Annotated in this window: 15 protein-coding genes, 1 tRNA gene and 2 rRNA genes; 16 read left to right on the forward strand and 2 right to left on the reverse strand. The window is 51.5% G+C overall.

Annotated elements, in window-relative coordinates:
- The first annotated feature begins 12 nt into the window (after window positions 1-12).
- The 13 genes from MKX70_RS33395 (at window position 13) to MKX70_RS08745 (ending at window position 16,359) form a co-directional block, all read left to right on the forward strand.
- Entirely contained in the window at window positions 13-432 is a 420-nt protein-coding gene (locus tag MKX70_RS33395; RefSeq protein ID WP_445323700.1) for a GtrA family protein, read from the forward strand.
- Window positions 433-514: 82 nt separating this feature from the next.
- Window positions 515-1,537: a dTDP-glucose 4,6-dehydratase gene (gene rfbB / locus MKX70_RS08690; protein WP_340839916.1), complete on the forward strand. Its 1,023-nt coding sequence runs from the start codon at window positions 515-517 to the stop codon at window positions 1,535-1,537.
- 8 nt (window positions 1,538-1,545) lie between these two features.
- Window positions 1,546-2,406: a dTDP-4-dehydrorhamnose reductase gene (rfbD, locus tag MKX70_RS08695; RefSeq protein WP_340841637.1), complete on the forward strand. Its 861-nt coding sequence runs from the start codon at window positions 1,546-1,548 to the stop codon at window positions 2,404-2,406.
- Window positions 2,407-2,566: 160 nt separating this feature from the next.
- A complete protein-coding gene (locus tag MKX70_RS08700) occupies window positions 2,567-3,466 on the forward strand; it encodes a glycosyltransferase family 2 protein (protein ID WP_445323701.1) in 900 nt (299 codons plus the stop codon).
- Complete coding sequence (locus MKX70_RS08705) at window positions 3,463-4,863, forward strand: undecaprenyl-phosphate glucose phosphotransferase (protein ID WP_340839918.1); 1,401 nt, start codon at window positions 3,463-3,465, stop codon at window positions 4,861-4,863. Before MKX70_RS08700 ends, MKX70_RS08705 begins: the two co-directional genes overlap by 4 nt.
- Window positions 4,864-4,984: 121 nt before the next feature.
- Window positions 4,985-5,851, forward strand: coding sequence for a phosphatidylinositol-specific phospholipase C/glycerophosphodiester phosphodiesterase family protein (locus MKX70_RS08710; protein WP_340839919.1), 867 nt, complete (start codon window positions 4,985-4,987; stop codon window positions 5,849-5,851).
- 219 nt (window positions 5,852-6,070) lie between these two features.
- Window positions 6,071-6,781 (forward strand): heptaprenylglyceryl phosphate synthase, encoded by a 711-nt coding sequence (locus MKX70_RS08715; protein WP_340841638.1) that lies wholly within the window; start codon window positions 6,071-6,073, stop codon window positions 6,779-6,781.
- A 222-nt stretch (window positions 6,782-7,003) separates the two neighbouring features.
- Window positions 7,004-9,361: a DNA helicase PcrA gene (pcrA, locus tag MKX70_RS08720; RefSeq protein ID WP_340839920.1), complete on the forward strand. Its 2,358-nt coding sequence runs from the start codon at window positions 7,004-7,006 to the stop codon at window positions 9,359-9,361.
- A 76-nt stretch (window positions 9,362-9,437) separates the two neighbouring features.
- Entirely contained in the window at window positions 9,438-11,450 is a 2,013-nt protein-coding gene (ligA, locus tag MKX70_RS08725) for an NAD-dependent DNA ligase LigA (protein ID WP_340839921.1), read from the forward strand.
- A 227-nt stretch (window positions 11,451-11,677) separates the two neighbouring features.
- The gene (locus MKX70_RS08730) at window positions 11,678-13,399 is read left to right on the forward strand and encodes an alkaline phosphatase (protein WP_445323702.1); all 1,722 of its coding nucleotides are present in this window, start codon (window positions 11,678-11,680) and stop codon (window positions 13,397-13,399) included.
- Window positions 13,400-13,401: 2 nt separating this feature from the next.
- Complete coding sequence (locus tag MKX70_RS08735) at window positions 13,402-14,130, forward strand: ABC transporter ATP-binding protein (RefSeq protein ID WP_340781918.1); 729 nt, start codon at window positions 13,402-13,404, stop codon at window positions 14,128-14,130.
- A complete protein-coding gene (locus tag MKX70_RS08740; protein ID WP_042240037.1) occupies window positions 14,127-15,401 on the forward strand; it encodes an ABC transporter permease in 1,275 nt (424 codons plus the stop codon). The genes MKX70_RS08735 and MKX70_RS08740 overlap by 4 nt, the downstream gene beginning before the upstream one ends.
- A gap of 13 nt (window positions 15,402-15,414) precedes the next feature.
- Entirely contained in the window at window positions 15,415-16,359 is a 945-nt protein-coding gene (locus MKX70_RS08745; RefSeq protein ID WP_340781920.1) for a hypothetical protein, read from the forward strand.
- Between the two features lie 103 nt (window positions 16,360-16,462).
- Here the strand turns inward: MKX70_RS08745 and MKX70_RS08750 are convergent, their stop codons facing one another.
- Window positions 16,463-17,737: a molybdopterin-dependent oxidoreductase gene (locus tag MKX70_RS08750; RefSeq protein WP_340839923.1), complete on the reverse strand. Its 1,275-nt coding sequence runs from the start codon at window positions 17,735-17,737 to the stop codon at window positions 16,463-16,465.
- Between the two features lie 183 nt (window positions 17,738-17,920).
- Entirely contained in the window at window positions 17,921-19,171 is a 1,251-nt protein-coding gene (locus tag MKX70_RS08755) for an MFS transporter (RefSeq protein ID WP_042240029.1), read from the reverse strand.
- A 402-nt stretch (window positions 19,172-19,573) separates the two neighbouring features.
- Between MKX70_RS08755 and MKX70_RS08760 the strand changes: the two genes are divergently transcribed.
- The 3 genes from MKX70_RS08760 to MKX70_RS08770 all read left to right on the forward strand — a co-directional run bounded on the left by MKX70_RS08760 (window position 19,574) and on the right by MKX70_RS08770 (window position 24,542).
- A 16S ribosomal RNA gene (locus tag MKX70_RS08760) occupies window positions 19,574-21,131 on the forward strand.
- Window positions 21,132-21,234: 103 nt separating this feature from the next.
- Window positions 21,235-21,310, forward strand: a tRNA-Ala gene (locus tag MKX70_RS08765).
- A 301-nt stretch (window positions 21,311-21,611) separates the two neighbouring features.
- Window positions 21,612-24,542, forward strand: a 23S ribosomal RNA gene (locus tag MKX70_RS08770).
- The 16S and 23S rRNA genes sit together here with 1 tRNA gene alongside, the layout of an rRNA operon.
- Window positions 24,543-24,602: the final 60 nt, after the last annotated feature.

A 24,602-nucleotide genomic window follows, 5' to 3' on the forward strand; every position in this document is an offset into this window, starting at 1 on the left:
CGTATAAATTGGATGAAAAAGCAGTTTAATGAGAATATTACGTTTTTTAAGTTCATTTTGGTTGGCGCCCTAAACACTTTGGTAGGTTTAGGTTCGATATTTATCTTGTTTAATACTCTACACTTTAATTATTGGGTATCGACCAGTTTAGGAAATCTTCTCGGAATTATTTGCAGCTATGTATTAAATAAAAGTTTTACTTTTCAATCAAAAAAAAGTGCGAATAAAACCATTTGGAAGTTTATTCTAGTTTCTATTGTTTGTTATTTGTTTTCGTATTATTTAGGGCATATATTCAATATGTTTATGTATAACAATGGTTTGATAACTAAGAGTAAGTTAACTGAAAATATCTCTATTTTATTAGCATCAGGGATTTATACAATCTCTAACTATCTAGGTCATAAATATTATACATTTGCGAAGGGTTGAATTGGTTATAATGAAGTATCACTTCGGCTAATTGTAGTGAATATTATAAGATTAGTGAAATAACATTTGGGGGTTAACATTAATGAAACTGCTTGTCACCGGCGGAGCCGGCTTCATCGGCAGCAACTTCGTAATATACATGCTGCAGCAACACCCTGATTACCAGATCGTCAACGTAGATGCGTTGACTTACGCAGGTAATCTGGAGAACCTGAAATCAATCGAGAATCATCCTAACTATACGTTTGTCAAAGCGGACATTACCGATGTGGCGGCAATGGATGCGCTAATCGGTGATGCTGTGGATGTAGTGGTTAACTTCGCTGCTGAGTCCCACGTGGACCGGAGTATTCTGGAGCCGGAAGTATTTGTGAAGACGAATGTGCTGGGTACTCAAGTACTGCTGGATGCAGCTAAGAAATACAGTATAACTAAATTCGTGCAAGTCTCCACGGATGAAGTCTATGGATCGCTTGGTGCTACAGGTCTGTTCACTGAAGAAACGCCGCTTACACCGAACAGCCCTTACTCCGCAAGCAAAGCGGGCGGGGATTTGCTGGTTCGAGCTTATCACGAAACATTCGGATTGCCGATTAACATTACCCGTTGCTCCAATAACTACGGTCCTTATCAGTTCCCGGAGAAGCTGATTCCACTGATGATCTCCCGTGCGCTGGCTGATCAGGCGCTGCCTGTATACGGTGACGGAATGAATATCCGTGACTGGCTGTATGTTGAGGATCACTGCAGTGCAATCGATCTGGTAATTCATGAGGGTGTTAACGGTGAAGTGTACAACATCGGAGGCAATAATGAGCGGACAAATATGCATATTGTGAATACGGTACTGCAGGAGCTAGGTAAACCGGACTCGCTGATTACGTATGTTCAGGACCGTCCTGGACATGACCGCCGTTACGGTATAGATCCGACTAAGATCACGAACGAACTGGGATGGAAGCCAAAGCATACGTTCGAAACGGGCATTAAGGAAACCATTCAGTGGTATCTGAATAACAAAGAATGGTGGACCCGCATTCAGTCTGGAGAATACCAGAAGTATGCCGCACTCCAGTACGGCAGCCGTCTGGGGGATTCACTCTAATGGCGAAGATAAAAGTGTTCGTTACAGGTTCAGGCGGACAACTGGGGCAAGATCTTATGCTTCTGCTTCAAGGTCAGGATTATGAGGTTCTGGGCTGTGACCGTCAGGAAATGGATATTACCGATCTGGACCAGTGCCAGGAGGTCATCAGCGCTTTCGCTCCTGATGCTGTCATTCATTGTGCGGCCCATACAGCAGTTGATGCGGCAGAGACCGATGTTGACGCAGCGTATCTGATTAATGCTACCGGAAGCCGGAATGTGGCTCTTGCCGCTGAGAAGGCTGGGGCTAAGCTGGTCTATATCAGCACGGATTATGTGTTCGATGGCATGGGGGTTCAGCCTTACCATGAATATGATAATACGGATCCTAAAAGTATCTACGGTAAGTCTAAACGAGCTGGAGAGATCCTGGTCCAGTCTTTATCGTCCAAATTCTTTATCGTACGTACCTCTTGGGTTTATGGCAAATACGGCAATAATTTTGTGAAAACCATGCTGAAACTAGGGCAGGAAAAGCCATTGCTGCAGGTTGTAGATGACCAGAAGGGCTCGCCTACCTATACGTTGGACCTGGCAAGATTCTTGCTTGAGCTTATCCAGACTGAAAAATATGGTGTATATCATGCTTCGAACAGTGATTCTTGCACATGGTATGAATTCACCCAGGCCATCTTTGCGGAAGCAGAAGATATTCTGGGGCTGAAGTTCACAGCGAAGCTTGAGCCGTGCGCAACCGAACAGTTCCCGCGTCCTGCACCGCGTCCTCGCAACTCGGTGATGGAGCATCTGGCAATCCGTACTAATGGGTTCCAGGATATCCGTCCTTGGCGGGAAGGTCTAAGAGAATTTCTTTTAAGTCTAAAATAAAGAGCGTATCTTCGATTGTAAGTTCATCCCAAGACCGGCATCGCCGGTCTTTTTTGTGTTATAATAATTGTCGATAGATTACTATATTTGTCAGGAGAGTATAGCAGTGAATGTAGATGTTAGTATAATCATTCTTAATTACAACACATGCCGCCTGACGATGGACTGTCTGAGGTCGGTATATGACTCCGAGACCCGCTACTCCTATGAAATTATTTTAATAGATAATAACTCCCATGATCACTCGGTAGAGACGATAAGCAAGGAATTTCCGGATGTGCTGCTGATCGCCAATTCTGAAAATGTAGGGTTTGCCAAGGGTAATAATCAGGGGATGGAAGTGGCCTCCGGGCGCTATCTGCTGCTGCTTAACTCCGATACGGTGGTGCGTAAGGATACACTAGAGACAATGGCCCAGTTTATGGACAGTCGTCCGGATCTCGGCGCGTCGGGCTGCAAGGTGATACTGCCGGATGGTTCGCTGGATAAGGCCTGCAAAAGAGGATTTCCGACACCATCTGCCTCCTTCTATTATGCGTTTGGCTTCAGTAAGCTGTTCCCGGATCGTCCAAGATTCAACGGCTATCAGCTGGGTTATCTGGACCCGGATGACTCTTACCCGGTAGATTGTCTGGTGGGAGCGTTCATGCTGCTGCGGCGGGAGACCATTGAGCAGGTGGGCGGCCTGGATGAGACGTTCTTTATGTATGGAGAGGATCTGGATTGGTGTTACCGGATCAAAGCGGCCGGCTGGGGGATTTATTACTATCCGCAGACATCGATCGTGCATCTCAAAGGCGGCAGTGCGCGCCGCAGACCGTTTAAGATCGTGTACGAATTCCACCGGGCGATGATTTTATTCCATAAGAAGCATTATAGCAGGCGGTACAACAGTATGATAAACGGAGCGGTATATGCGGGAGTCGGCGTCAAGTTCACGCTTTCGCTGCTGCGCAATGCGCTGATTGCTCCGCGCAAGGTTCCAACACCAGCACAGAGTCTGACAGTCCCCGGGGAAGCCGGTTTACGCAATGAATCGAATGCTGAGGTGAGATTATGATTCGCCGTAATCAGAGATTTTTGACACAGTTATATATGGTTGCCGATTTCCTGGTCATTCAAGTGGCTTTCCTGGCTGCCTGGTGGCTGAAATTCAAAAGCGGTTTGTTGGATTCCTATAGAACACTTCCTGTAGAGTCCTATGCTTACTGGAGTATTATCTACGGAGCTATCGCTATTCTGATCGGAATTGTGCTTCAATTGTATTTGCCGAAGCGCAAGAAACGGTTCATTGACGAATTCATCAAAATCTTTCAGGTTCACGCCATGGGTATCTTCATTCTGCTCGGCCTGATGTTCTTCCTGAAGGAGATTGACGTCTCCCGGCAATATCTCGCAATATATATGGGCTTCAATATTCTTTCCATTATGCTGTACCGTTATGTGCTGAAGAAGATGCTGAAATCGCTGCGTGAAAAAGGCTTCAACCGCCAGTTTGTACTGATTCTCGGCGCAGGTACGCTGGGTAAGAGATTCTACAATAATCTGGAGCAGTATCCTGAGCTGGGGTACGAGGCAATTGGCTTCCTGGATGATTTTCATGAATGGGATGGTCTTGAGGAACAACGGTATAAGCCGATTCTCGGCACCGTGGATCAGCTGGAAGGCATGCTGGAGATGCTGCCGGTCGATGAGGTCATTCTGGCGCTTCCGCTGGATGCCCATTCGAAATATCCGACCATTATTGCTACCTGCGAGAAGGCGGGTGTAAGGACGCTGATTATCCCTGACTTCTTCGACTACCTGCCGGCCCGTCCTTACTTCGATAACTTCGCGGGGATGCCGATGATTAACGTACGCGACATTCCGCTGGATATGGCCGGGAACAAAATGGCTAAGCGGGCGTTTGATCTGGTGTTTTCCCTGTTCGCCATTATTATGTTGTCTCCTGTCATGCTGATTGTAGCGCTGGGTGTGCGCCTAACCTCGCCCGGACCTATTATTTTCAAGCAGGAGCGCGTAGGACTTAACCGCCGTAACTTCATGATGTACAAGTTCCGTTCGATGAAGATGCAGACAGACGGCGAAGTGGATACAGGCTGGAGTACGCGTGAAGATCCGCGCCGCACACGTTTTGGGACCTTTATCCGGCGAACCAGTCTGGATGAGCTGCCGCAATTTTTCAATGTGCTGTTTGGCCAGATGAGTGTGGTCGGTCCGCGTCCGGAGCGCCCGTACTTTGTAGAGCAGTTCCGCGGTGAGATTCCGAAGTATATGGTGAAGCACCATGTGCGTCCGGGGATTACCGGCTGGGCTCAGAGCAACGGTCTGCGCGGGGACACGTCGATTGAGGACCGGATCAAACATGACATTTTCTATATTGAGAACTGGTCGCTATTGTTCGACATCCGGATCATCGCCAAAACCATCCGCAACGGCTTCAAGAACGCTTATTAATAGACGGGTCTCATACTATATTATTCCATAGAAACGGTTGCTGCCCCCCTGAGGACGACACAGCCGTTTCTTCTTGTTTTCAGGCCAACTACTCTAACACTTGCAAAGGAAACCTGCCATCATGGATAGAAAAAAGATTATCGCTTCCGTCATTATGATCGTAGCTATCGCACTCCTGCTTGTACTCACTCTTGGGGGAAAAGAGAAACAGCCGGCTACCGGCTTTGCAGCCCATAGAATTGTAGCTCATGCTATGGGAGGGATTCATAACTATACGTATACGAATACTCTGGATGCTTTTATCGCTAACTATGAGCAGGGAACCCGGGTTTTTGAGGCGGACCTGCTGCTGACAAGCGATGACAAGCTGGTTGCCCGCCATGAATGGACTGCCAATATGAGCAAGCTGCTGGGCCAGCAGGCTGTTCTTCCTGCCGCTAAGCAAGGGATCGTGCTAAATTATGAGGATGTCATGAACAGTCCGGTTCTGGAGATCTACTCTCCGCTGGATATTGAGAAGATAATGAACCTGATGGTGATCTACCCGGATGCCTATATTGTAACGGACACGAAGGAGCTTGAACCGGAACGGGTAACGAAGCAGTTTCAGCTTATCGTGGAAGCGGCGGAGAAGCGGGACCCTGCTCTGCTCAAGCGGATCGTTCCGCAGATATACAGCAGAGATATGCTGGATGTAGTGAACCGGGTGTATGCTTTTCCTGAAGTGATTTTTACACTTTATCAGACGCAGGACAGCGACGAGGTGGTCATCGAATTCGCCAAGCAAGCCGGAGTGGATATCACGATGCCGACGGTAAGAGCTACCAAGAGCTTCGTACGCAATCTGAAAAAAGTAGGTGCAAGAGTCTATGTGCATACAGTGAATGACGAGAAGGAAATTTCGGAGCTGTCCCGGATGGGAGTCGACGGATTCTATACCGATTTTGTCTCTGAGGACGACTTAAGCCGGATCAAGGGTATCCGCTAGTAGTTGAACGTGCGGGCTTCTGTACATCAAAAGCTGCCGCTCCAAAAACGCGAAAAAATGTTCGCATTTTTGTTCGCTTTAAATTGACACCCGCCTTCGTACTGACTTAGACTAGAGATACGGCTTTTGCGTGTGCAGGAGTATATTTGTTGTTATGAAATACATGGAAATAGAATGTTTACTTAAGATGAACATTGAGGATGGACGATAATGAATGGAATGCGGCAAATGATCAAGCCGTGGCGGCATGTGTTCAAGCTGGACCCGGACCGGGAGCTTGCTGACAGGGAGCTGGCGGCTGTCTGTCTCTCGGGAACCGATGCGATACTGGTAGGCGGCTCCACTGGTGTAACTTATGAGAATACGGTGAGTCTTCTCTCGAGAATCCGGCAGTATGACCTGCCTTGTGCGCTGGAGGTGTCGGATCTGGAAGCCGCTGTGCCCGGTTTTGATCTGTATATGATTCCCATGGTGCTCAACACTGCCGATACTTCATGGATTCTTGGCCATCACCGCCGGGCAATTGAACGGTTCGGCAGTCTGATTCCATGGGAATTGCTGCTGACAGAGGGCTACATTGTGCTCAATGGCGATTCATCCGTAGCACGGCTTACAGGAGCAGACCACTCGCTTAGCGCAGACGGGGCAGCGGCTTATGCACAGATTGCGGACAAGCTGATGAATCTGCCGGTGGTTTATCTGGAGTACAGCGGAAGGTTCGGAGATATGGAGACTGTGCGTGAGGTCAGGGCAATGGTCGAGCACAGCCAGCTTTTTTATGGAGGCGGTATTACAGGTGAGGAAGAAGCCATGCAGGCAGCTGCTCTATGTGATACAGTAGTGGTCGGCAATATTATTTACTATGATCTGGAGCAGGCGCTGCTGACCGTTCAGGCGGTGAGAAATACGTCGCAGCTGGACTGGTTATAAACTAATAAAAGCCGAAAGGAACAGAGGGGAAATTTGGAACTGTAGGAGCGGTAGCGACCGCCTTTGTCACCGGATTTCAACCGCAATAAGCGGTATTCAATCAAGAAATCTGGAGACAACAGCGGCCGGAGGGCCAAATATTCACCGCAGTGACGACTAAGGCTAAGTAAACATCTTAACTCAGTTTATACAAGCTTATATTCAGAAAGGAGCATGTCACACATGCAACTTGTTAACATACAAGACGCCGTAAGCCGGCTGAATCCCCCGCAGCGTCAGGCTGTAGAAGCTACCGAAGGGCCTTTATTGATCATGGCCGGAGCGGGCAGCGGTAAGACCCGCGTGCTGACCCACCGGATCGCCTGGCTGATCGCTAACCGCAAGGCACCGCCTTGGGCGATTCTGGCGATTACTTTTACGAACAAGGCCGCCCGGGAGATGCAGGATCGTGTCTCCAAGCTGGTAGGGCCGGATGGCCGGGATATTTGGGTATCCACCTTCCACTCGATGTGTGTGCGGATCCTGCGGAAGGATATTGAGCGGATAGGCTTCACTTCGAACTTCTCCATTCTGGATTCGACGGACCAGTTATCCGTTATCCGCAATTGTATGAAGGATCTGGACATTGATACCAAGAAATTCGAGCCGAAGGCCATTCAGGCTGTGATCAGTACAAACAAGAATGAGCTGATTACACCGGCGCAGTATGAGCAGAAGATCGGCGATTATTTTGAAGGCCTTGTGGCCAAAGTGTATACCAAGTACCAGCAACGGCTGAGAAGCAATAACTCGCTGGATTTCGATGACCTCATCATGAAGACGATCCAATTGTTCAAGGAAGTTCCTGAGGTATTGGATTTCTACCAGAAGAAGTTCAAATATATTCATGTCGATGAGTATCAGGATACGAACCGGGCGCAGTATATGCTCTGCCGGATGCTGGCCGAGGGTCATCACCGGATCTGCGTAGTCGGGGACAGTGACCAGTCGATCTACCGCTGGCGCGGGGCGGATATTTCGAACATCCTTAATTTTGAAGAAGACTATCCCGAAGCCAAAACCATCCTGCTGGAGCAGAATTACCGTTCAACCTCCAATATTCTAAATGCAGCCAATGGTGTTATCGCACTGAATACCGGACGCAAGCCGAAGAAGCTGTGGACCGATTCGGACGAAGGCGCGAAGATCAAGGTGTTCCGCGGGGACTCCGAGCATGATGAAGGTTACTTCGTCACCGGAGAGATCAGCAAGAATGTGAAGCAGGGCCAGGCGTACCAGAATCATGCGATTCTATACCGTACGAACGCCCAGTCCCGTGTAATAGAAGAAATTCTGATCAAATCGGATATTCCTTATCAGATCGTCGGCGGGATCAAGTTCTATGACCGCAAAGAAATCAAGGATCTGCTGGCGTATCTGCGCCTGCTCTCCAATCCTGATGATGATATCAGCCTGACGCGGATTATCAATGTTCCTAAGCGTGGCCTCGGGGATACGACTGTCGGTAAATTGGCGGCAGCAGCGGCTTCCCAGGGAGTATCGATCTTCCGGGCACTGCAGACGGTGGATGATCTGGGCTTTGCCGGCCGGACGCGTAATACGCTGGTGGAGTTCTATGATATGATCGAAGCCCTGCACCGGATGGTGGAATTCCTCTCGGTAACGGAGCTGACAGAGAAGATTCTTGAACTGTCCCAGTACCGACTGGAGCTGCAGAATGAGAATACTCTTGAATCCCGTTCCCGTCTGGAGAATATCGATGAATTCCTGTCCGTAACGATGGAATTCGAGAAGAACAACGAGGATAAGTCGCTGGTCTCCTTCCTGACGGATCTGGCGCTGATCGCTGACATTGACAGCGTGAATGACGAAGAAGAGCGCAGCGATGCCGTCGTGCTGATGACGATGCACAGCGCGAAGGGCCTGGAGTTCCCGACCGTGTTCATCATCGGAATGGAAGAGGGCGTGTTCCCGCACAGCCGTGCTTTCCAGGACAATGATGAACTGGAAGAGGAGCGCCGGCTGGCGTATGTGGGCATTACCCGTGCGGAGAAGCAGCTGTTCCTCAGCTGTGCACGGATGCGCACGCTGTTCGGGCGGACGACCGCGAATGCGCCGTCCCGCTTCCTGGAGGAGATTCCGGAGGAGCTGAAGGAAGACACCGTTAAGGAATCAGACCGCTTCCGGCGCGGAGGCGCGGAGGTTGGCGGTGCTTACGGCGGCCGCGGCTTCGGCGGAGGCAGCCGGGGGAACTTCGGCAGCCGCACCGCTGCTGCCGGGAATGCGCCGGCAGGCGGCGGTGCCGCCAGCTTCGGCAGCGGCAGCTCGGCGAGCGCGGTGCCCGGCGCGGGCCGCGTAGTGGTGACGACCGGAGGCGCGCAGAGCGCTCCGGGAGCAGGGGCCGCAGCGTCCGCCGGCTTCAAGGCGGGCGACAAGGTCTCCCACGGCAAATGGGGCATAGGCACCGTTGTGGCCGTGAAGGGCAGCGGCAACGATACGGAGCTGCAGATTGCCTTCCCGGCGCCGGTGGGCGTGAAGCGGCTGCTGGCCGGCTTTGCACCGATCACCAAAGTTGAATAAAGCAAGCTGCGATTAACGATTGTGTTTTTGGATCACGCTAACCGTAGGAAACCTATTTGACGGAGGGATGTGCCGGATGGATATGATGTTCACGATGGAAGAGCTCGTAGCCGAGCTGAATCAATATAACTATCATTACTATACAATGGATGCGCCGCAGATCAGCGACAAGGAATATGATGCACTCTACGACAAGCTGGTGGCGCTGGAAGCGGAGAGCGGAATGGTACTGCCGCATTCTCCAACCCAGCGAGTAGGCGGGGAACTGCTGAAGGGCTTCACGCCACACCGCCATCTGGCGCCATTGTGGAGTCTTGACAAGGCGCAGAACATTGAACAGCTGCGCACCTGGAACGCCCGTGTGCTGAAGCTGGTGAATGACTACAACACCAAGAATCCGGAGAATCCTCTGCCTGACCCGTGTTATGCGGTGGAGCTGAAGTTTGACGGCTTAACGCTGAACCTGACCTACCGTGACGGCGTACTTGTCCAGGCGGCAACACGGGGCAACGGCGTAACAGGCGAAGGTATCCTTGCTCAGGTGAAGACGATCAAATCCGTTCCTTTGAACATCCCGTTCAAGGAAGGGCTGATCGAAGTGCAGGGCGAGGGGATCATGAACCTGTCTGTTCTGGCTGACTATAATACACGTGCGGCGGAGCCGCTGAAGAATGCACGTAACGGTGCAGCCGGCGCACTGCGCAACCTGAATCCGAAGATGACTGCAGACCGCAGATTGAATGCCTTCTTTTATAATGTGGGGTACTCGGAGGGTGTGCAGTTTGCCGATCACCAGGAAATGATGGATTTCCTTCGCAGCAACCGGTTCAAGGTCAACCCGTATCTCAATTACTTCAGTAATTTCGATGACGTTACCGAGCAGCTGGCTGAGATCGAAGAGAGCCGTTCCGGCCTTGATTATCTGATTGACGGGGCAGTCATCAAGGTGACAGATTTCCGGATCCGTGAAGCACTAGGCTATACAGATAAGTTCCCCCGCTGGGCGGTTGCCTATAAATTCGAGGCGGAAGAAACCACGACAATCCTGGAGTCGGTCAGCTGGAACGTAGGCCGTACTGGCAAAGTGACGCCACTGGCACGGGTAGAGGCTGTGGAGCTGGCAGGTGTTACTGTGCAGAATTGCACACTTAACAACGTGGGAGACATTGAACGCAAGAACCTGAAGTTCGCGCTGGGCACACGGGTATTCATCCGCCGCTCCAATGATGTGATTCCGGAGATTCTGGGCAAGGTGACGGAAGAGAGTGACGGCGGGGAGATTATTTTCCCTGAGAATTGTCCGGCCTGCGGGTTCCCGCTGGAGATGCGCGGTGCGCATCTGTTCTGCAACAACAAGCTGGACTGTAAACCTCAGATTGTTAGCCGGATCACGCATTTCGCGTCACGCGATGCCATGGATATTGAGACATTCAGTGAGAAGACGGCTGCTCAGCTGCATGAAGAGCTTAGTGTACGTGAGCCGGCCGATCTATATGAATTGACCTTCGAGCAACTGGTGAAGCTGGACCGTTTCGGGGAGAAGAAGGCGGATAATCTGCTCCAAGCACTGGAAGAGAGCAAAGGGCGGGATCTCGCTTCCTTCTTATATGCCCTCGGTATCCCGAATACCGGAAAGGCTACCACCAGAATGCTGGCTGACCACTACCGCAGTCTGGAAGCTGTAATGTCCGCAACGGCGGAGGAGCTGGCGGGTCTGCCGGATATCGGCGGGATTGTGGCGGAGAGCATCGTGAATTATTTTGCCGACCCGTTTGTGGTTGTAAGCATTAACCGCATGCTGGCGCTGGGTGTAGAGGCTAAGGCGCCCGAAGCTCCGCGTGTAGTCAGTACGAATACTTTCTTTAGCGGCAAAACCGTTGTGTTGACCGGTTCTCTGCAGAAAATGACCCGCGAGGAAGCGGCCGAGCGTCTGGAGGCTCTCGGGGCTAAGGTGTCCGGCAGTGTCTCCAAGAAAACCGATCTGGTCATTGCCGGCGAGAAGGCAGGCAGCAAGCTGGCTAAAGCGCAGCAACTCGGCATTCAGGTCATTGAGGATGAAGATGAACTGATCCGGCTTTTGGAGATGTAGGTAAGCAGACATTCCCAAATAACCAGTTAAACCCATAGAGTCCTGTAATCATTCGCTTTGCAGCGAAGGTTGCAGGGCTTTTTCTGTGTGAAAGAATTCCGGATAAACGTTATAGCAATATATGAGTAACTGATAATTTAATACAACCCCGTACTTAATTTGACAATTGGTTAACCTTTCCAAGGTAAGCTTGGATAAGAATCACCATAATGAGGAAGGGGTATATGATGAAGAAGCTAATGAAGGGCATTGTCTTTGGAGGATTGGCTGCAGCTGTAGTTTCGGGGGCGACGCTCGCAGGAGCAGCGCAGAGCCCGGCGGGCACTGGGGGGACTGCAAAAGCCCAGTCTAAAAATCTTATCGTTCTGATTGGCGACGGCATGGGCCCGGCCCAAATTTCTGCGGCCAGATATTTTCAACAATACACCAAAAGCGTCAATCATCTGAACCTCGATCCTTACTACGTAGGACAAGCTACTACATATGCAGACCGGGGAGAGGACGGCGGGAAAGTCGTTTCCGGGATCGTCACAGACTCTGCTTCAGCCGGTACTGCATTTGCTACAGGCCATAAAACTTACAATGCAGGCATCAGCGTCTCCAATGAGGACGTATCGAAGCCATTCGCATCCATTATTGAAGCTGCCGAGAGCACAGGCAAGGCAACCGGCCTTGTGACCACAGCCCGCATCACCCATGCTACACCAGCCGTTTACGCTTCTCATGTCCGCAGCCGTGATAATGAATCGGCGATTGCCTCGCAATATCTGGAGAGCGGCGTAGATGTTCTTTTGGGCGGCGGCAAGCAGTTTTTTGTAACCAAAGATGAGAAGGGTAAACGCACAGACAAGAACATCCTCCCTGATTTCAAAGCCAAAGGATACACTGTGGTTGAGAATACTTCGGCCTTAAATGCGCTCACCTCCAAAAACACCAAGGTGCTGGGCTTGTTCGGCAGCTCGCATGTTGCCTATGTCCCGGACCGGACTGCAGAAATTCCGAGTCTGGCGGCGATGACCTCTAAAGCGCTGAATATTTTGTCTACGGATAAAGACGGATTTGTCATGATGATTGAAGGCGGGCGTATCGACCATGCCGGTCATGCCAACGATCTGCCGACGCTTGTTCAGGAAACGCTCGACTTTGATGCTGCATTCAAGACAGCCATTGATTTTGCGAAGAAAAATGGCAACACTTCGGTGGTAGTCACTGCTGACCATGAAACAGGCGGCCTGTCACTCTCGCGCGACAATATTTACGAGATCAACATCGATCTGTGGAACAAGCAGAAGCATTCCTCCGAAAGTTTGGCAGCAGATCTTGAAGCGGCACAGACACCGGAAGAGATCCGCAGTATCGTGACGGCGAATACATGGATTACGGATCTCTCTGAAGAGGAAGTTACTCAGATCATGAATGGCGACGGTTCTTCTTACAAACGTGAAGGTGCGTATAATGCGGTGATTTCCAAGCGTCTGCTGGTAGGCTGGTCTGGTCACGGACACTCGGCTGTGGATGTGGGGGTCTGGGCTTATGGTCCAATTGCGGACAAGGTGAAAGGTCAGGTAGACAACACTCAAATCGCAACGGCAGGCGCAGGTATACTGGGTATCGATTTGAATAAGCGTTCGGCAGAGCTGCAGTCCAAATATGTGTATCCGAAGTTTAAAATCAGCCGTGACAATGAGGTGCTCTACCCGGCAGAGGCTCTGGCCAAAGCGCTTGGAGGAACCTATAAAGGGGATACAGCCGCTGCTAAGCTGACTTTTGCGAAGAATACGATTGATGTTAACCTGACGGATAAGACAGCCAAGCTGAACGGCAAGGCAGCATCGTACACAGTAGATATTGATAATGGCGTGCTGTACCTGCCGCTTAGTGCATTCAACCAGCTGAAGGGAACAACCTTAACTTGGGATGCTTTGTCTGAACGTATTCTATTGAGATAGGAGTGGCCTTATTGCTCCAAATTCGGGATTTGAAAAAACAGTTCAAAGTGGACGGAAGATTTGTGCCGATTCTCGATATCCCCCAGTGGTATGTTGAAAAAGGAGAACACGTAGCCATTACCGGACCCAGCGGGTCCGGTAAAAGCACGTTCCTGCATTTAATTAGCGGAATGATGAGTGCGGACAGCGGCGGGATTGTTGTGGACGGCCAACCGCTTCACAATATGACAGAGTCGAAGCGGGATGCTTTCCGGGCTTCTGCTATCGGCTATGTGCTGCAGGACTTTCATCTGCTTCCTTCGCTGACAGCCAGGCAGAATGTCGAGATTGCTATGACCTCGCGGCTTCCGCATAAGGAGAGGAAGCAGATTGTTGACAGCTTGCTGGAACAGGTGGGCCTGGCGGACCGCAGCAAGCATCTTCCTTCCCAGCTGTCGCGCGGACAACAACAGCGGGTTGCAATTGTAAGGGCATTAGTGAATCAGCCGCCGCTGCTGTTGGCTGATGAGCCTACGGGCAGCTTGGATTGGGAGACTGCAGATGAGATTTCCTCGCTTTTGCTGGACCTTAGTAGGACTCACGGCCATACTCTAATCGTTGTAACACATGATCTCAATATGGCGGACCGTTTCCCGCGCTGTCTGAACATTCAGGAGATTAATAAAGTGCACCGGGATGCACTGCCTAAGCAGCAGGTCCCTCTCGGGAAACGGGAAAAGGTGACGTTATGAGTCTGTTTAGACTGACCCTCCGCAACGTGCTGCACCGGCGGTTCCTGTCCTTACTTACCGTATGTGCAGTGGCCATCACTGTTGGTTTTATCGTTCTGCTGACACTATCCCGCGAGAGCGTGGAGCAGGGGGCGAAGAAAGGCTATGGGCCATTCGACCTTGTTATAGGAGCGGCAGGCAGCGAGACTCAGCTGGTGCTCAATACTTTTTATCATATCGGTGCGCCCACGGGGAACATTCCGCTTGCAGTTCTGGATCAAGCGAAGCAGGATCTGTCTGTCGATGTAGCCTTTGCGATGACAACAGGAGATAACTTCAAAGGTTATCCGATTGTCGGGCTGGATTCCGGTTATTTCTTTACCCGGTATGGTGACAGCAAGCTTCAGGAAGGCACGATGTATGGACATACCGGAGAGACGATTATAGGTTCGTATGTGGCCCGGGCCCTGGGACTGAAAGTAGGAGATACCTTTACGGGGGCACACGGGCTTGTGCAGGACGAAGGTCATGCGGGGGCAGAAACGGAGCATGAGGAGGATCATGGGACTGAGGAAGCAGCTGGACATGTGGAGGACGAAGAGCATGGAGGAGAACATGACGAGGAGCATGCGCACGAGAGCTTCCAATACACCGTTGCAGGCATTCTCCCTGAACTTCACACCCCGGATGACCGTGCGGTGTTTACGACCGTGGACTACGCCTGGGCTGTGCATGGGCTGGCACCTGAGGAGCGGGAGATTACTGCTGTGCTGGTCAAACCGTCCAGCTTGCTTGGAGCTCATGATCTGAAACAGGCGCTTGACGGCAGCAATGGTGTTCAGGCGGCTTATACAAGCAAGGCGGTCTCCGATGTGCTGAATGCGGTAGATCAGGGCTCCCGGCTGCTCGGTGTATTGACGGCTATTTGCGTGCTGCTCGCCGGCATTGCCATTTTATTATCCATGATTGCAGCTGCCTCAGAGCGGACCAAGGATGTGGGGATTTTACGACTTCTCGGGAAATCAAGGGTTTATGTATGGCTGACGTTAACCACTGAAGGCCTGCTCGTGACGGTAACCGGACTGATCACCGGTCTGTTGCTGGGTCATCTCGGAGCCTACCTGCTGAAGGATATGTTATTCTCGCAGGCAGGTATTCAAATAGAGTCTTTCCATTGGACGCCGGAGCATTGGTATATCGTCCTTGGCGCCATTGCCATTGGTCTGCTGTCCTCACTGGGGCCGGCATTCCGGATGTACCGGATGCATCCGCTCGCTTTGTTCAAATCTTAGGAGGGATACACACTTGATACGAGTACAGGGAAGGATGATCCTGATATTGGCATCCGTCATAAGTCTGCTGCTGTTTCCGGCCTGCGGACAGAACAACGCAGCGGAGGGCAGCGGACAATCCTTTGCTGCGGCAGTAGAGGCATCAGATAGAACGGACGAGCCAGCAACGGAAGCACAAGCGGCGGATGTCCCGCAACCAGCTTCTCAAATTGCCCGGGCTCCGGCCTCACCCTCCCCTGCTGTGAAGGATGCTCCGGTAGTGCAATCAACAAATGCAGACTCCGGATCTGAGATAGCAGAGGCTCAAGCGGGTGTCACGTCCCAACCTTCAGCTATGCCTTCTGCAACTTCGGCAATTGAATCTGCTGTGGCTCAGGAGTCTCCCAAGAAGACTGCTGATGATGCTGTCACAAGCTCTGCATCTCCTTCTCCTGTGGAGAGCACAAAGCCGCAGCCGTCACCCGGGCAACCGGCAAAGGTAAAGGACGCGGGGAATCCTAGTGCTGAGCCAGCAGCAGCTAAAGCCGGCGATGTCCCGGCGTCCAGCCCGGCACAGCCTGCCAATACGCCGAATACAGCGGCAGCAGCCCCTGCAGGGAAGACTGATATTGACTGGAACGGTTTCTTTGACGGTGACGATCAGACCCGGCCCTCAGAGAAGTTCTGGGATCTAAGCGGCAGCCACGTTACGATCAAGGGCTTTATGGGCGAAGTCCTTTCTTTTGAAAAGAACTGGTTTCTCCTTATTCCAGAACCGGGTGCAGAGTGCCCGTTTGATAATGGTGATGAGACCTACTGGAACAAGATTATGATCGTCTTTGTCCCTGAAGGCAGCAAGCTCCGTCATACTTCCGGTCCGCTGGAAATATCGGGCCGTCTGGATGTAGGTATCAAGATTGATGAGTCAGGCTACAAAACCATGTTCCGTCTATATGATGCTTCATTCAAAAACTTATAGTACATGAAAACAAGCCTCCGTACCCTGATGGGAATGGAGGCTTGTTATCTTGATGACCACAGCTGCGGTTCAAACCCGCATGATATGGAGGCGCCAGCAGCAGTTATACCCGTTTGGCATTAGGCAGCCAGGCATCAATGTCATACCCGCGCTGTTCCCAATAGCCGACATGATCACCTGCGATCAATTCGATGCGGTTGAGCCATTTAACTGACTTGTAGGCATACATTTGCGGAGTAACCAAGCGTACAGGTCCCCCGAGCTGATTAGGGATAGGTTTGCCGTCATGCATTACAGCCACCATGATATCCTCCATCCGCGCTTGAGCCAGCGTTAGTGAGTCCGTGTAGACCCCGTCTCCCGAGTAGAGCTTGACCGTGACAGCTTCATCCTGCACACCGGCCATATCCAGCAGCTTATAGAGTGGAAGACCCTCCCATGTGTTTTTATAGACGGACCAGCCGGTTACACAGTGAAAATCACTGACCTGCACCTCGCGCTGCAGCTTGACGAATTCTTCCCAGTTCCAGGTGAACTTTTTGTCCACCAGACCATCGATAGTAAAGGACCAGTTGGAGTTATCGAAGGCGGGAATGTCAGTGACGGTGTATACACGAAAGCTGCCTTCGGCACCCCCGCCGATGGGAGGGGTTGATTCCGCCAGCGGAACCGGATCGGGAATCAGGGCATTGGCATTAGAGGCCGCATAATCGGCTGTACCCGGAAGCTGCAGGGATTTGCCGATCCAGCGTACAAAGGTTGGGCCTAGCGTTACGGCGAGACCTGCTCCTACAGCCACTTTGATGAAACCGCGGCGTGTGTACATAGGCTGAGCTTCTGACGAAGCTGCGGGTCGTGGCCGTACAGTAGGTTCAGTATTACTCTCTACAGGTAACGTCTCCGCTACGATAGAGCGCTTCTTAGGCTCCTTCAGCCATTTAACCCGGGTAACGGAATGGTAGATGATCACCGGGAGTCCTATCCAAGTCAGCAGATCATGAATGAACAGCGCACTATTAGCCGCTCTGGGCCCGGCAAGCCTGAATTGCCACAGGACAACTCCGGAGACCAGCCAGCCGGTCAAAAGAGTAAGGACGAAGATGACATTAGCCTTTTGTCCCGTTTTGCCCTTCAATCGCTTCCAATGCTTCGCAGCCAGCAGTAAATAGTAGACTACAGGGATCAGCAGCGCCACTCCAAACACAATATGGCCCCATTTCAGCCACACTCTGCCTTCCCCCAGTATCTCCCTCCAGAAGCCGCCCACCAGCATCAGGCCGCTGAGCGCGAGGAACAAGACCAGCCAGGCATTCCACATGTGAATGGATACTAGCTTTTTACCGTACCCTTTGCGGATTTTCGTAAGTATATTCTTCAATTGCCTACCTCCTTAGGAGTCTTCAGCCTGACGATGATTAATTAAAGTTTAAACTAATTGTACCGCAAAAAAAGTCCCCTGAATAATTCTCTGCGATTGACCGCGTTTTTTACAAAAATAGCCCATCTTTCCCGCTCAGGGAAGGATGGACTGTTCTCATACAGAGATAGCGGGTCCAGTTGTTTACTCTGCCGCCCATTCCTCAAGCTTCCTGTCCCCTGGCAGGAGGAGGGCCAGCAGGCCAAGCAGAGGAAGGAATCCGCAGGCTACGAACACCGTCCCGATTCCGATCGTATCAATGAAATGTCCGATTACAACAGATCCTATACCGCCAAGACCGAAGGCAAGTCCGGTAATCAGACCTGAGACCGTACCGATATTGCCGGGATACAGCATCTGCGCGTAGATCACAGTTACGGAGAAACTGGATAGTAGGATGAACCCGGAGATGATCAGCAGCACTGCCGCCCAGAACTGGCTCACAAAAGGCAGAGCCAGCGCAAACGGCACCGTCCCGATCATCGAGACCAGGATGAGATTGCGGCGGCCGAAACGGTCCGCGAGCGGCCCCCCGAAGAACGTCCCGACTGCACCAGCCGCGAGATACATGAAAATATAGATCTGAGCATCATCAAGTGTCATTCCGTATTTGTCCATTAAGTAGAAGGCATAATAGCCGCCGATGGAGGCACCGTACCAGGATCGCACGAACACAATGAAGACCAGAATGACCGTTGTAATCAGAATACGTTTGCTGCGGGCGGGGTCAATGGAGCGGGACACTGATTTTTTGCGAAAAGTATACCCGGAATCAAGCATCTCCCGGTACCAGCGGGCCACATAAGTCTGGATGGCGATCCCGGCAGCGGCGATTACGGTGAACCCGAGGGCCCCCATCTGCCCGAAGGGGATGAATACCCATTTCATCAGAAGCGGACCCAAGGACTGACCGGCGTTGCCGCCCACCTGAAAAATAGATTGCGACAGCCCCTTCCGTTGACCGGCGGCCATATGGGCTACACGCATGCCTTCCGGATGAAAGGCGGCTGAACCAAAGCCTACGAGCATCACGGATATGATGACAAGTACGTAGTTCCCGGCAAAAGCGAGTAAGAAGACGCCGGCAAAAGTGCAGCACATCCCCAGAGGAAGCAGAATTGGGCGGGGTTTGCGGTCAGCGGCAAAGCCGATAATGGGCTGAATCACCGAGGAGGTGAGGTTAAGCGCGAACGCAATCCAGCCAATCTGGGCATAAGAGAGCAGCATGTTATCCTTCAGTACAGGAAACATCGCCGGAATAAGCGCCTGGATGGAATCATTGAACAGATGAACAAAACTGACTGCGAGTAAAATCCGGTAAATGGTTGCCTGCTGCAAATTGCGGGATTCCTCAATAGCGGTGGCAGGAGCAGCGGGTATAGACTTGTTGGACATAAGGACTCCTTTCAGAGACGGGAATTAGCAGGAGCATCTATAAGATGAAGATAAATCCTATTGTAGCCATAAGCGATGTATTATGGGAATCAATTTGTGCGGTATAGAGGGTATTTATGCGTTCTTGATTTTATTTATAAAAAAGGCTTGCAAACATCTGATTCGCATGATATATTATCTCTTGTGCTTATGAGACATCGACGCTGAAACAAGCGGCGAAGAAAAAATAAGTTGACAAGAAATACGCAAACATGATATGATCTAATTCCTGTGCAAGATACATAGTGTTGAAATGCCGGGAGCAAGTTCTTTGAAAACTGAACAAATGGAACGCGTTAATTTTTACAAGATTCATTTAATGAATCGTCAGTTTCAAAATGAGCAATCGCTCTTTCTAAATACAATTTGGAGAGTTTGATCCTGGCTCAGGACGAACGCTGGCGGCATGCCTAATACATGCAAGTCGAGCGGAGTTCATTTGAAAGCTTGCTTTCAAATGAATTTAGCGGCGGACGGGTGAGTAACACGTAGGCAACCTGCCCTCAAGACTGGGATAACTACCGGAAACGGTAGCTAATACCGGATAATTTCTTTCCTCTCCTGAAGAGAGAATGAAAGGCGGAGCAATCTGCCACTTGGGGATGGGCCTGCGGCGCATTAGCTAGTTGGTGGGGTAACGGCCCACCAAGGCGACGATGCGTAGCCGACCTGAGAGGGTGAACGGCCACACTGGGACTGAGACACGGCCCAGACTCCTACGGGAGGCAGCAGTAGGGAATCTTCCGCAATGGGCGAAAGCCTGACGGAGCAATGCCGCGTGAGTGATGAAGGTTTTCGGATCGTAAAGCTCTGTTGCCAGGGAAGAACGTCCGGTAGAGTAACTGCTACCGGAGTGACGGTACCTGAGAAGAAAGCCCCGGCTAACTACGTGCCAGCAGCCGCGGTAATACGTAGGGGGCAAGCGTTGTCCGGAATTATTGGGCGTAAAGCGCGCGCAGGCGGTCATTTAAGTCTGGTGTTTAAACCTTGGGCTCAACCTGGGGTCGCACTGGAAACTGGGTGACTTGAGTACAGAAGAGGAAAGTGGAATTCCACGTGTAGCGGTGAAATGCGTAGATATGTGGAGGAACACCAGTGGCGAAGGCGACTTTCTGGGCTGTAACTGACGCTGAGGCGCGAAAGCGTGGGGAGCAAACAGGATTAGATACCCTGGTAGTCCACGCCGTAAACGATGAGTGCTAGGTGTTAGGGGTTTCGATACCCTTGGTGCCGAAGTTAACACAGTAAGCACTCCGCCTGGGGAGTACGGTCGCAAGACTGAAACTCAAAGGAATTGACGGGGACCCGCACAAGCAGTGGAGTATGTGGTTTAATTCGAAGCAACGCGAAGAACCTTACCAGGTCTTGACATCCCGATGAAAGCATTAGAGATAGTGCCCCTCTTCGGAGCATCGGAGACAGGTGGTGCATGGTTGTCGTCAGCTCGTGTCGTGAGATGTTGGGTTAAGTCCCGCAACGAGCGCAACCCTTGACTTTAGTTGCCAGCAGGTAAGGCTGGGCACTCTAGAGTGACTGCCGGTGACAAACCGGAGGAAGGTGGGGATGACGTCAAATCATCATGCCCCTTATGACCTGGGCTACACACGTACTACAATGGCCGGTACAACGGGAAGCGAAACCGCGAGGTGGAGCCAATCCCAGCAAAGCCGGTCTCAGTTCGGATTGCAGGCTGCAACTCGCCTGCATGAAGTCGGAATTGCTAGTAATCGCGGATCAGCATGCCGCGGTGAATACGTTCCCGGGTCTTGTACACACCGCCCGTCACACCACGAGAGTTTACAACACCCGAAGTCGGTGGGGTAACCCGCAAGGGAGCCAGCCGCCGAAGGTGGGGTAGATGATTGGGGTGAAGTCGTAACAAGGTAGCCGTATCGGAAGGTGCGGCTGGATCACCTCCTTTCTATGGAGAATCGTTGCCGGAAGCGGTGACATTCAAATCGGAAGCTAAAGCTTCCAAAAGATACTTAACGCGTATCCATTTGTTCGGTTTTGATGGAATTTGCGGGGCCATAGCTCAGCTGGGAGAGCGCCTGCCTTGCAAGCAGGAGGTCAGCGGTTCGATCCCGCTTGGCTCCACCAACAAACTTCATCAATTTGTTATGTCTAGAAACTTTAATATCGTCTGAATTTTTGAACATCACAGTCGTGATTGTCCCGAAATTTCAGCACCTTGATCCTTGAAAACTGGATACCGAAACGAATTTGCGTTTTAGAACATCTTTTAGCTGAAACTTGTATAAGCAAGTTGAAATAGTTATTAGTGCAGAACGAAGGTTTTCGATTGTGCAGCGACCTTTGGCTTTGAATGTGTTGGTGAATGGAGCAATCCATGAGCAGTATTCAAAACAAGATGAGCAAGCAAGCGAAACACCGGAGTGACGGTTAAGCTAATAAGAGCACACGGAGGATGCCTAGGCGCCAGGAGCCGACGAAGGACGTGGCGAACAACGAAACTGCCTCGGGGAGCTGTAAGCAAGCTTTGATCCGGGGGTGTCCGAATGGGGAAACCCAGCTGTGGTAATTCGCAGTTACTCGTATCTGAATACATAGGATACGCAGAGGCAGACCAGGGGAACTGAAACATCTAAGTACCCTGAGGAAGAGAAAACAATAGTGATTCCGTCAGTAGCGGCGAGCGAACGCGGAACAGCCTAAACCAAGGGGCTTGCCCCTTGGGGTTGTGGGACGTCTCACATGGAGTTACAAAGGAATATGGTAGGTGAAGAGGTCTGGAAAGGCCCGCGATAGAGGTAAAAGCCCTGTAGCCTAAACTGTGTTCTCTCCGAGACGGATCCCGAGTAGTGCGGGGCACGTGAAACCCCGTATGAATCCAGCAGGACCATCTGCTAAGGCTAAATACTACCTGGCGACCGATAGTGAAACAGTACCGTGAGGGAAAGGTGAAAAGCACCCCGGAAGGGGAGTGAAATAGAACCTGAAACCGTGTGCTTACAAAAAGTCAGAGCCCTATTACTGGGTGATGGCGTGCCTTTTGTAGAATGAACCGGCGAGTTACGTTTAACATGCAAGGTTAAGTCGAGAAGACGGAGCCGCAGCGAAAGCGAGTCTGAATAGGGCGAATGAGTATGTGGACGTAGACCCGAAACCGTGTGATCTACCCCTGTCCAGGGTGAAGGTGCGGTAACACGCACTGGAGGCCCGAACCCACGCATGTTGAAAAATGCGGGGATGAGGTGGGGGTAGCGGAGAAATTCCAATCGAACTCGGAGATAGCTGGTTCTCCCCGAAATAGCTTTAGGGCTAGCCTCGGTGAATGGAGTGGTGGAGGTAGAGCACTGATTGGGTGCGGGGCCCGCAAGGGTTACCAAGCTCAGTCAAACTCCGAATGCCATTAACTTCTTGCCGGGAGTCAGACAGTGAGTGCTAAGATCCATTGTCAAAAGGGAAACAGCCCAGACCATCAGCTAAGGTCCCCAAGTGTGTGTTAAGTGGGAAAGGATGTGGAGTTGCACAGACAACCAGGATGTTGGCTTAGAAGCAGCCACCATTGAAAGAGTGCGTAATAGCTCACTGGTCGAGTGACTCTGCGCCGAAAATGTAACGGGGCTAAACACACCACCGAAGCTATGGCTAGATACTTTGTATCTGGGGTAGGGGAGCGTTGTATGTGGGTTGAAGGTGTACCGTAAGGAGCGCTGGACAGCATACAAGTGAGAATGCCGGTATGAGTAACGAAAAGATCAGTGAGAATCTGATCCGCCGAAAGCCCAAGGTTTCCTGAGGAAGGCTCGTCCGCTCAGGGTAAGTCGGGACCTAAGGCGAGGCCGAAAGGCGTAGTCGAAGGACAACAGTTTGAAATTACTGTACCACCGTAATCCGCTATGAGCGATGGGGTGACGCAGGAGGGTAGTGACGCGGACTGATGGATGTGTCCGTCTAAGCAGTGAGGCTGATGTGTAGGCAAATCCGCACATCAATAAGGCTGGGCTGTGATGGGGAGCGAAAATTGTAGTAGCGAAGGTCATGATCTCACACTGCCAAGAAAAGCCTCTAGCCAGGAGAAGGTGCCCGTACCGCAAACCGACACAGGTAGGCGAGAAGAGAATTCTAAGGCGCGCGGAAGAACTCTCGTTAAGGAACTCGGCAAAATGACCTCGTAACTTCGGGAGAAGAGGTGCCTCGGTAGGGTGAATAGCCCGAGGGGGCCGCAGTGAAAAGGCCCAAGCGACTGTTTAGCAAAAACACAGGTCTGTGCGAAGCCGCAAGGCGAAGTATACGGGCTGACGCCTGCCCGGTGCTGGAAGGTTAAGGGGAGTGGTTAGGGGTTAAACCCGAAGCTGTGAACCGAAGCCCCAGTAAACGGCGGCCGTAACTATAACGGTCCTAAGGTAGCGAAATTCCTTGTCAGGTAAATTCTGACCCGCACGAATGGCGTAACGACTTGGGCGCTGTCTCAACGAGAGATCCGGTGAAATTTTAATACCTGTGAAGATGCAGGTTACCCGCGACAAGACGGAAAGACCCCATGGAGCTTTACTGCAGCTTGATATTGAATTTGGGTACGATCTGTACAGGATAGGTGGGAGCCGTTGAGGCAGGAGCGCAAGCTTCTGCGGAGGCGCCGTTGGGATACCACCCTGATCGTATCTAGGTTCTAACCTAGTACCCTAAGCGGGTACGGGGACCGTGTCAGGCGGGCAGTTTGACTGGGGCGGTCGCCTCCTAAAGAGTAACGGAGGCGTTCAAAGGTTCCCTCAGAATGGTTGGAAATCATTCGCAGAGTGCAAAGGCATAAGGGAGCTTGACTGCGAGACCTACAAGTCGAGCAGGGACGAAAGTCGGACTTAGTGATCCGGTGGTACCGCATGGAAGGGCCATCGCTCAACGGATAAAAGCTACCCTGGGGATAACAGGCTTATCTCCCCCAAGAGTCCACATCGACGGGGAGGTTTGGCACCTCGATGTCGGCTCATCGCATCCTGGGGCTGAAGTAGGTCCCAAGGGTTGGGCTGTTCGCCCATTAAAGCGGTACGCGAGCTGGGTTCAGAACGTCGTGAGACAGTTCGGTCCCTATCTGTCGTGGGCGCAGGAAATTTGAGAGGAGCTGTCCTTAGTACGAGAGGACCGGGATGGACGTACCGCTGGTGCATCAGTTGTTCCGCCAGGAGCATGGCTGAGTAGCTACGTACGGACGGGATAAGCGCTGAAAGCATCTAAGCGTGAAGCCCCCCTCAAGATGAGATTTCCCAACTAGTAAGACCCCTTGAAGACGACGAGGTAGATAGGTTGGAGGTGGAAGTGCAGCAATGCATGGAGCTGACCAATACTAATCGGTCGAGGGCTTATCCAAATTTCTTAGAGCGCAGATTCGTTTCGGATTCAGTTTTCAGGCGATCAAGCCTGTACGCCA

Origin of the sequence: Paenibacillus sp. FSL R7-0312 (assembly GCF_038004445.1) — a bacterium.
In the GTDB taxonomy this organism is placed as follows: Bacteria; Bacillota; Bacilli; order Paenibacillales; family Paenibacillaceae; genus Paenibacillus_AQ.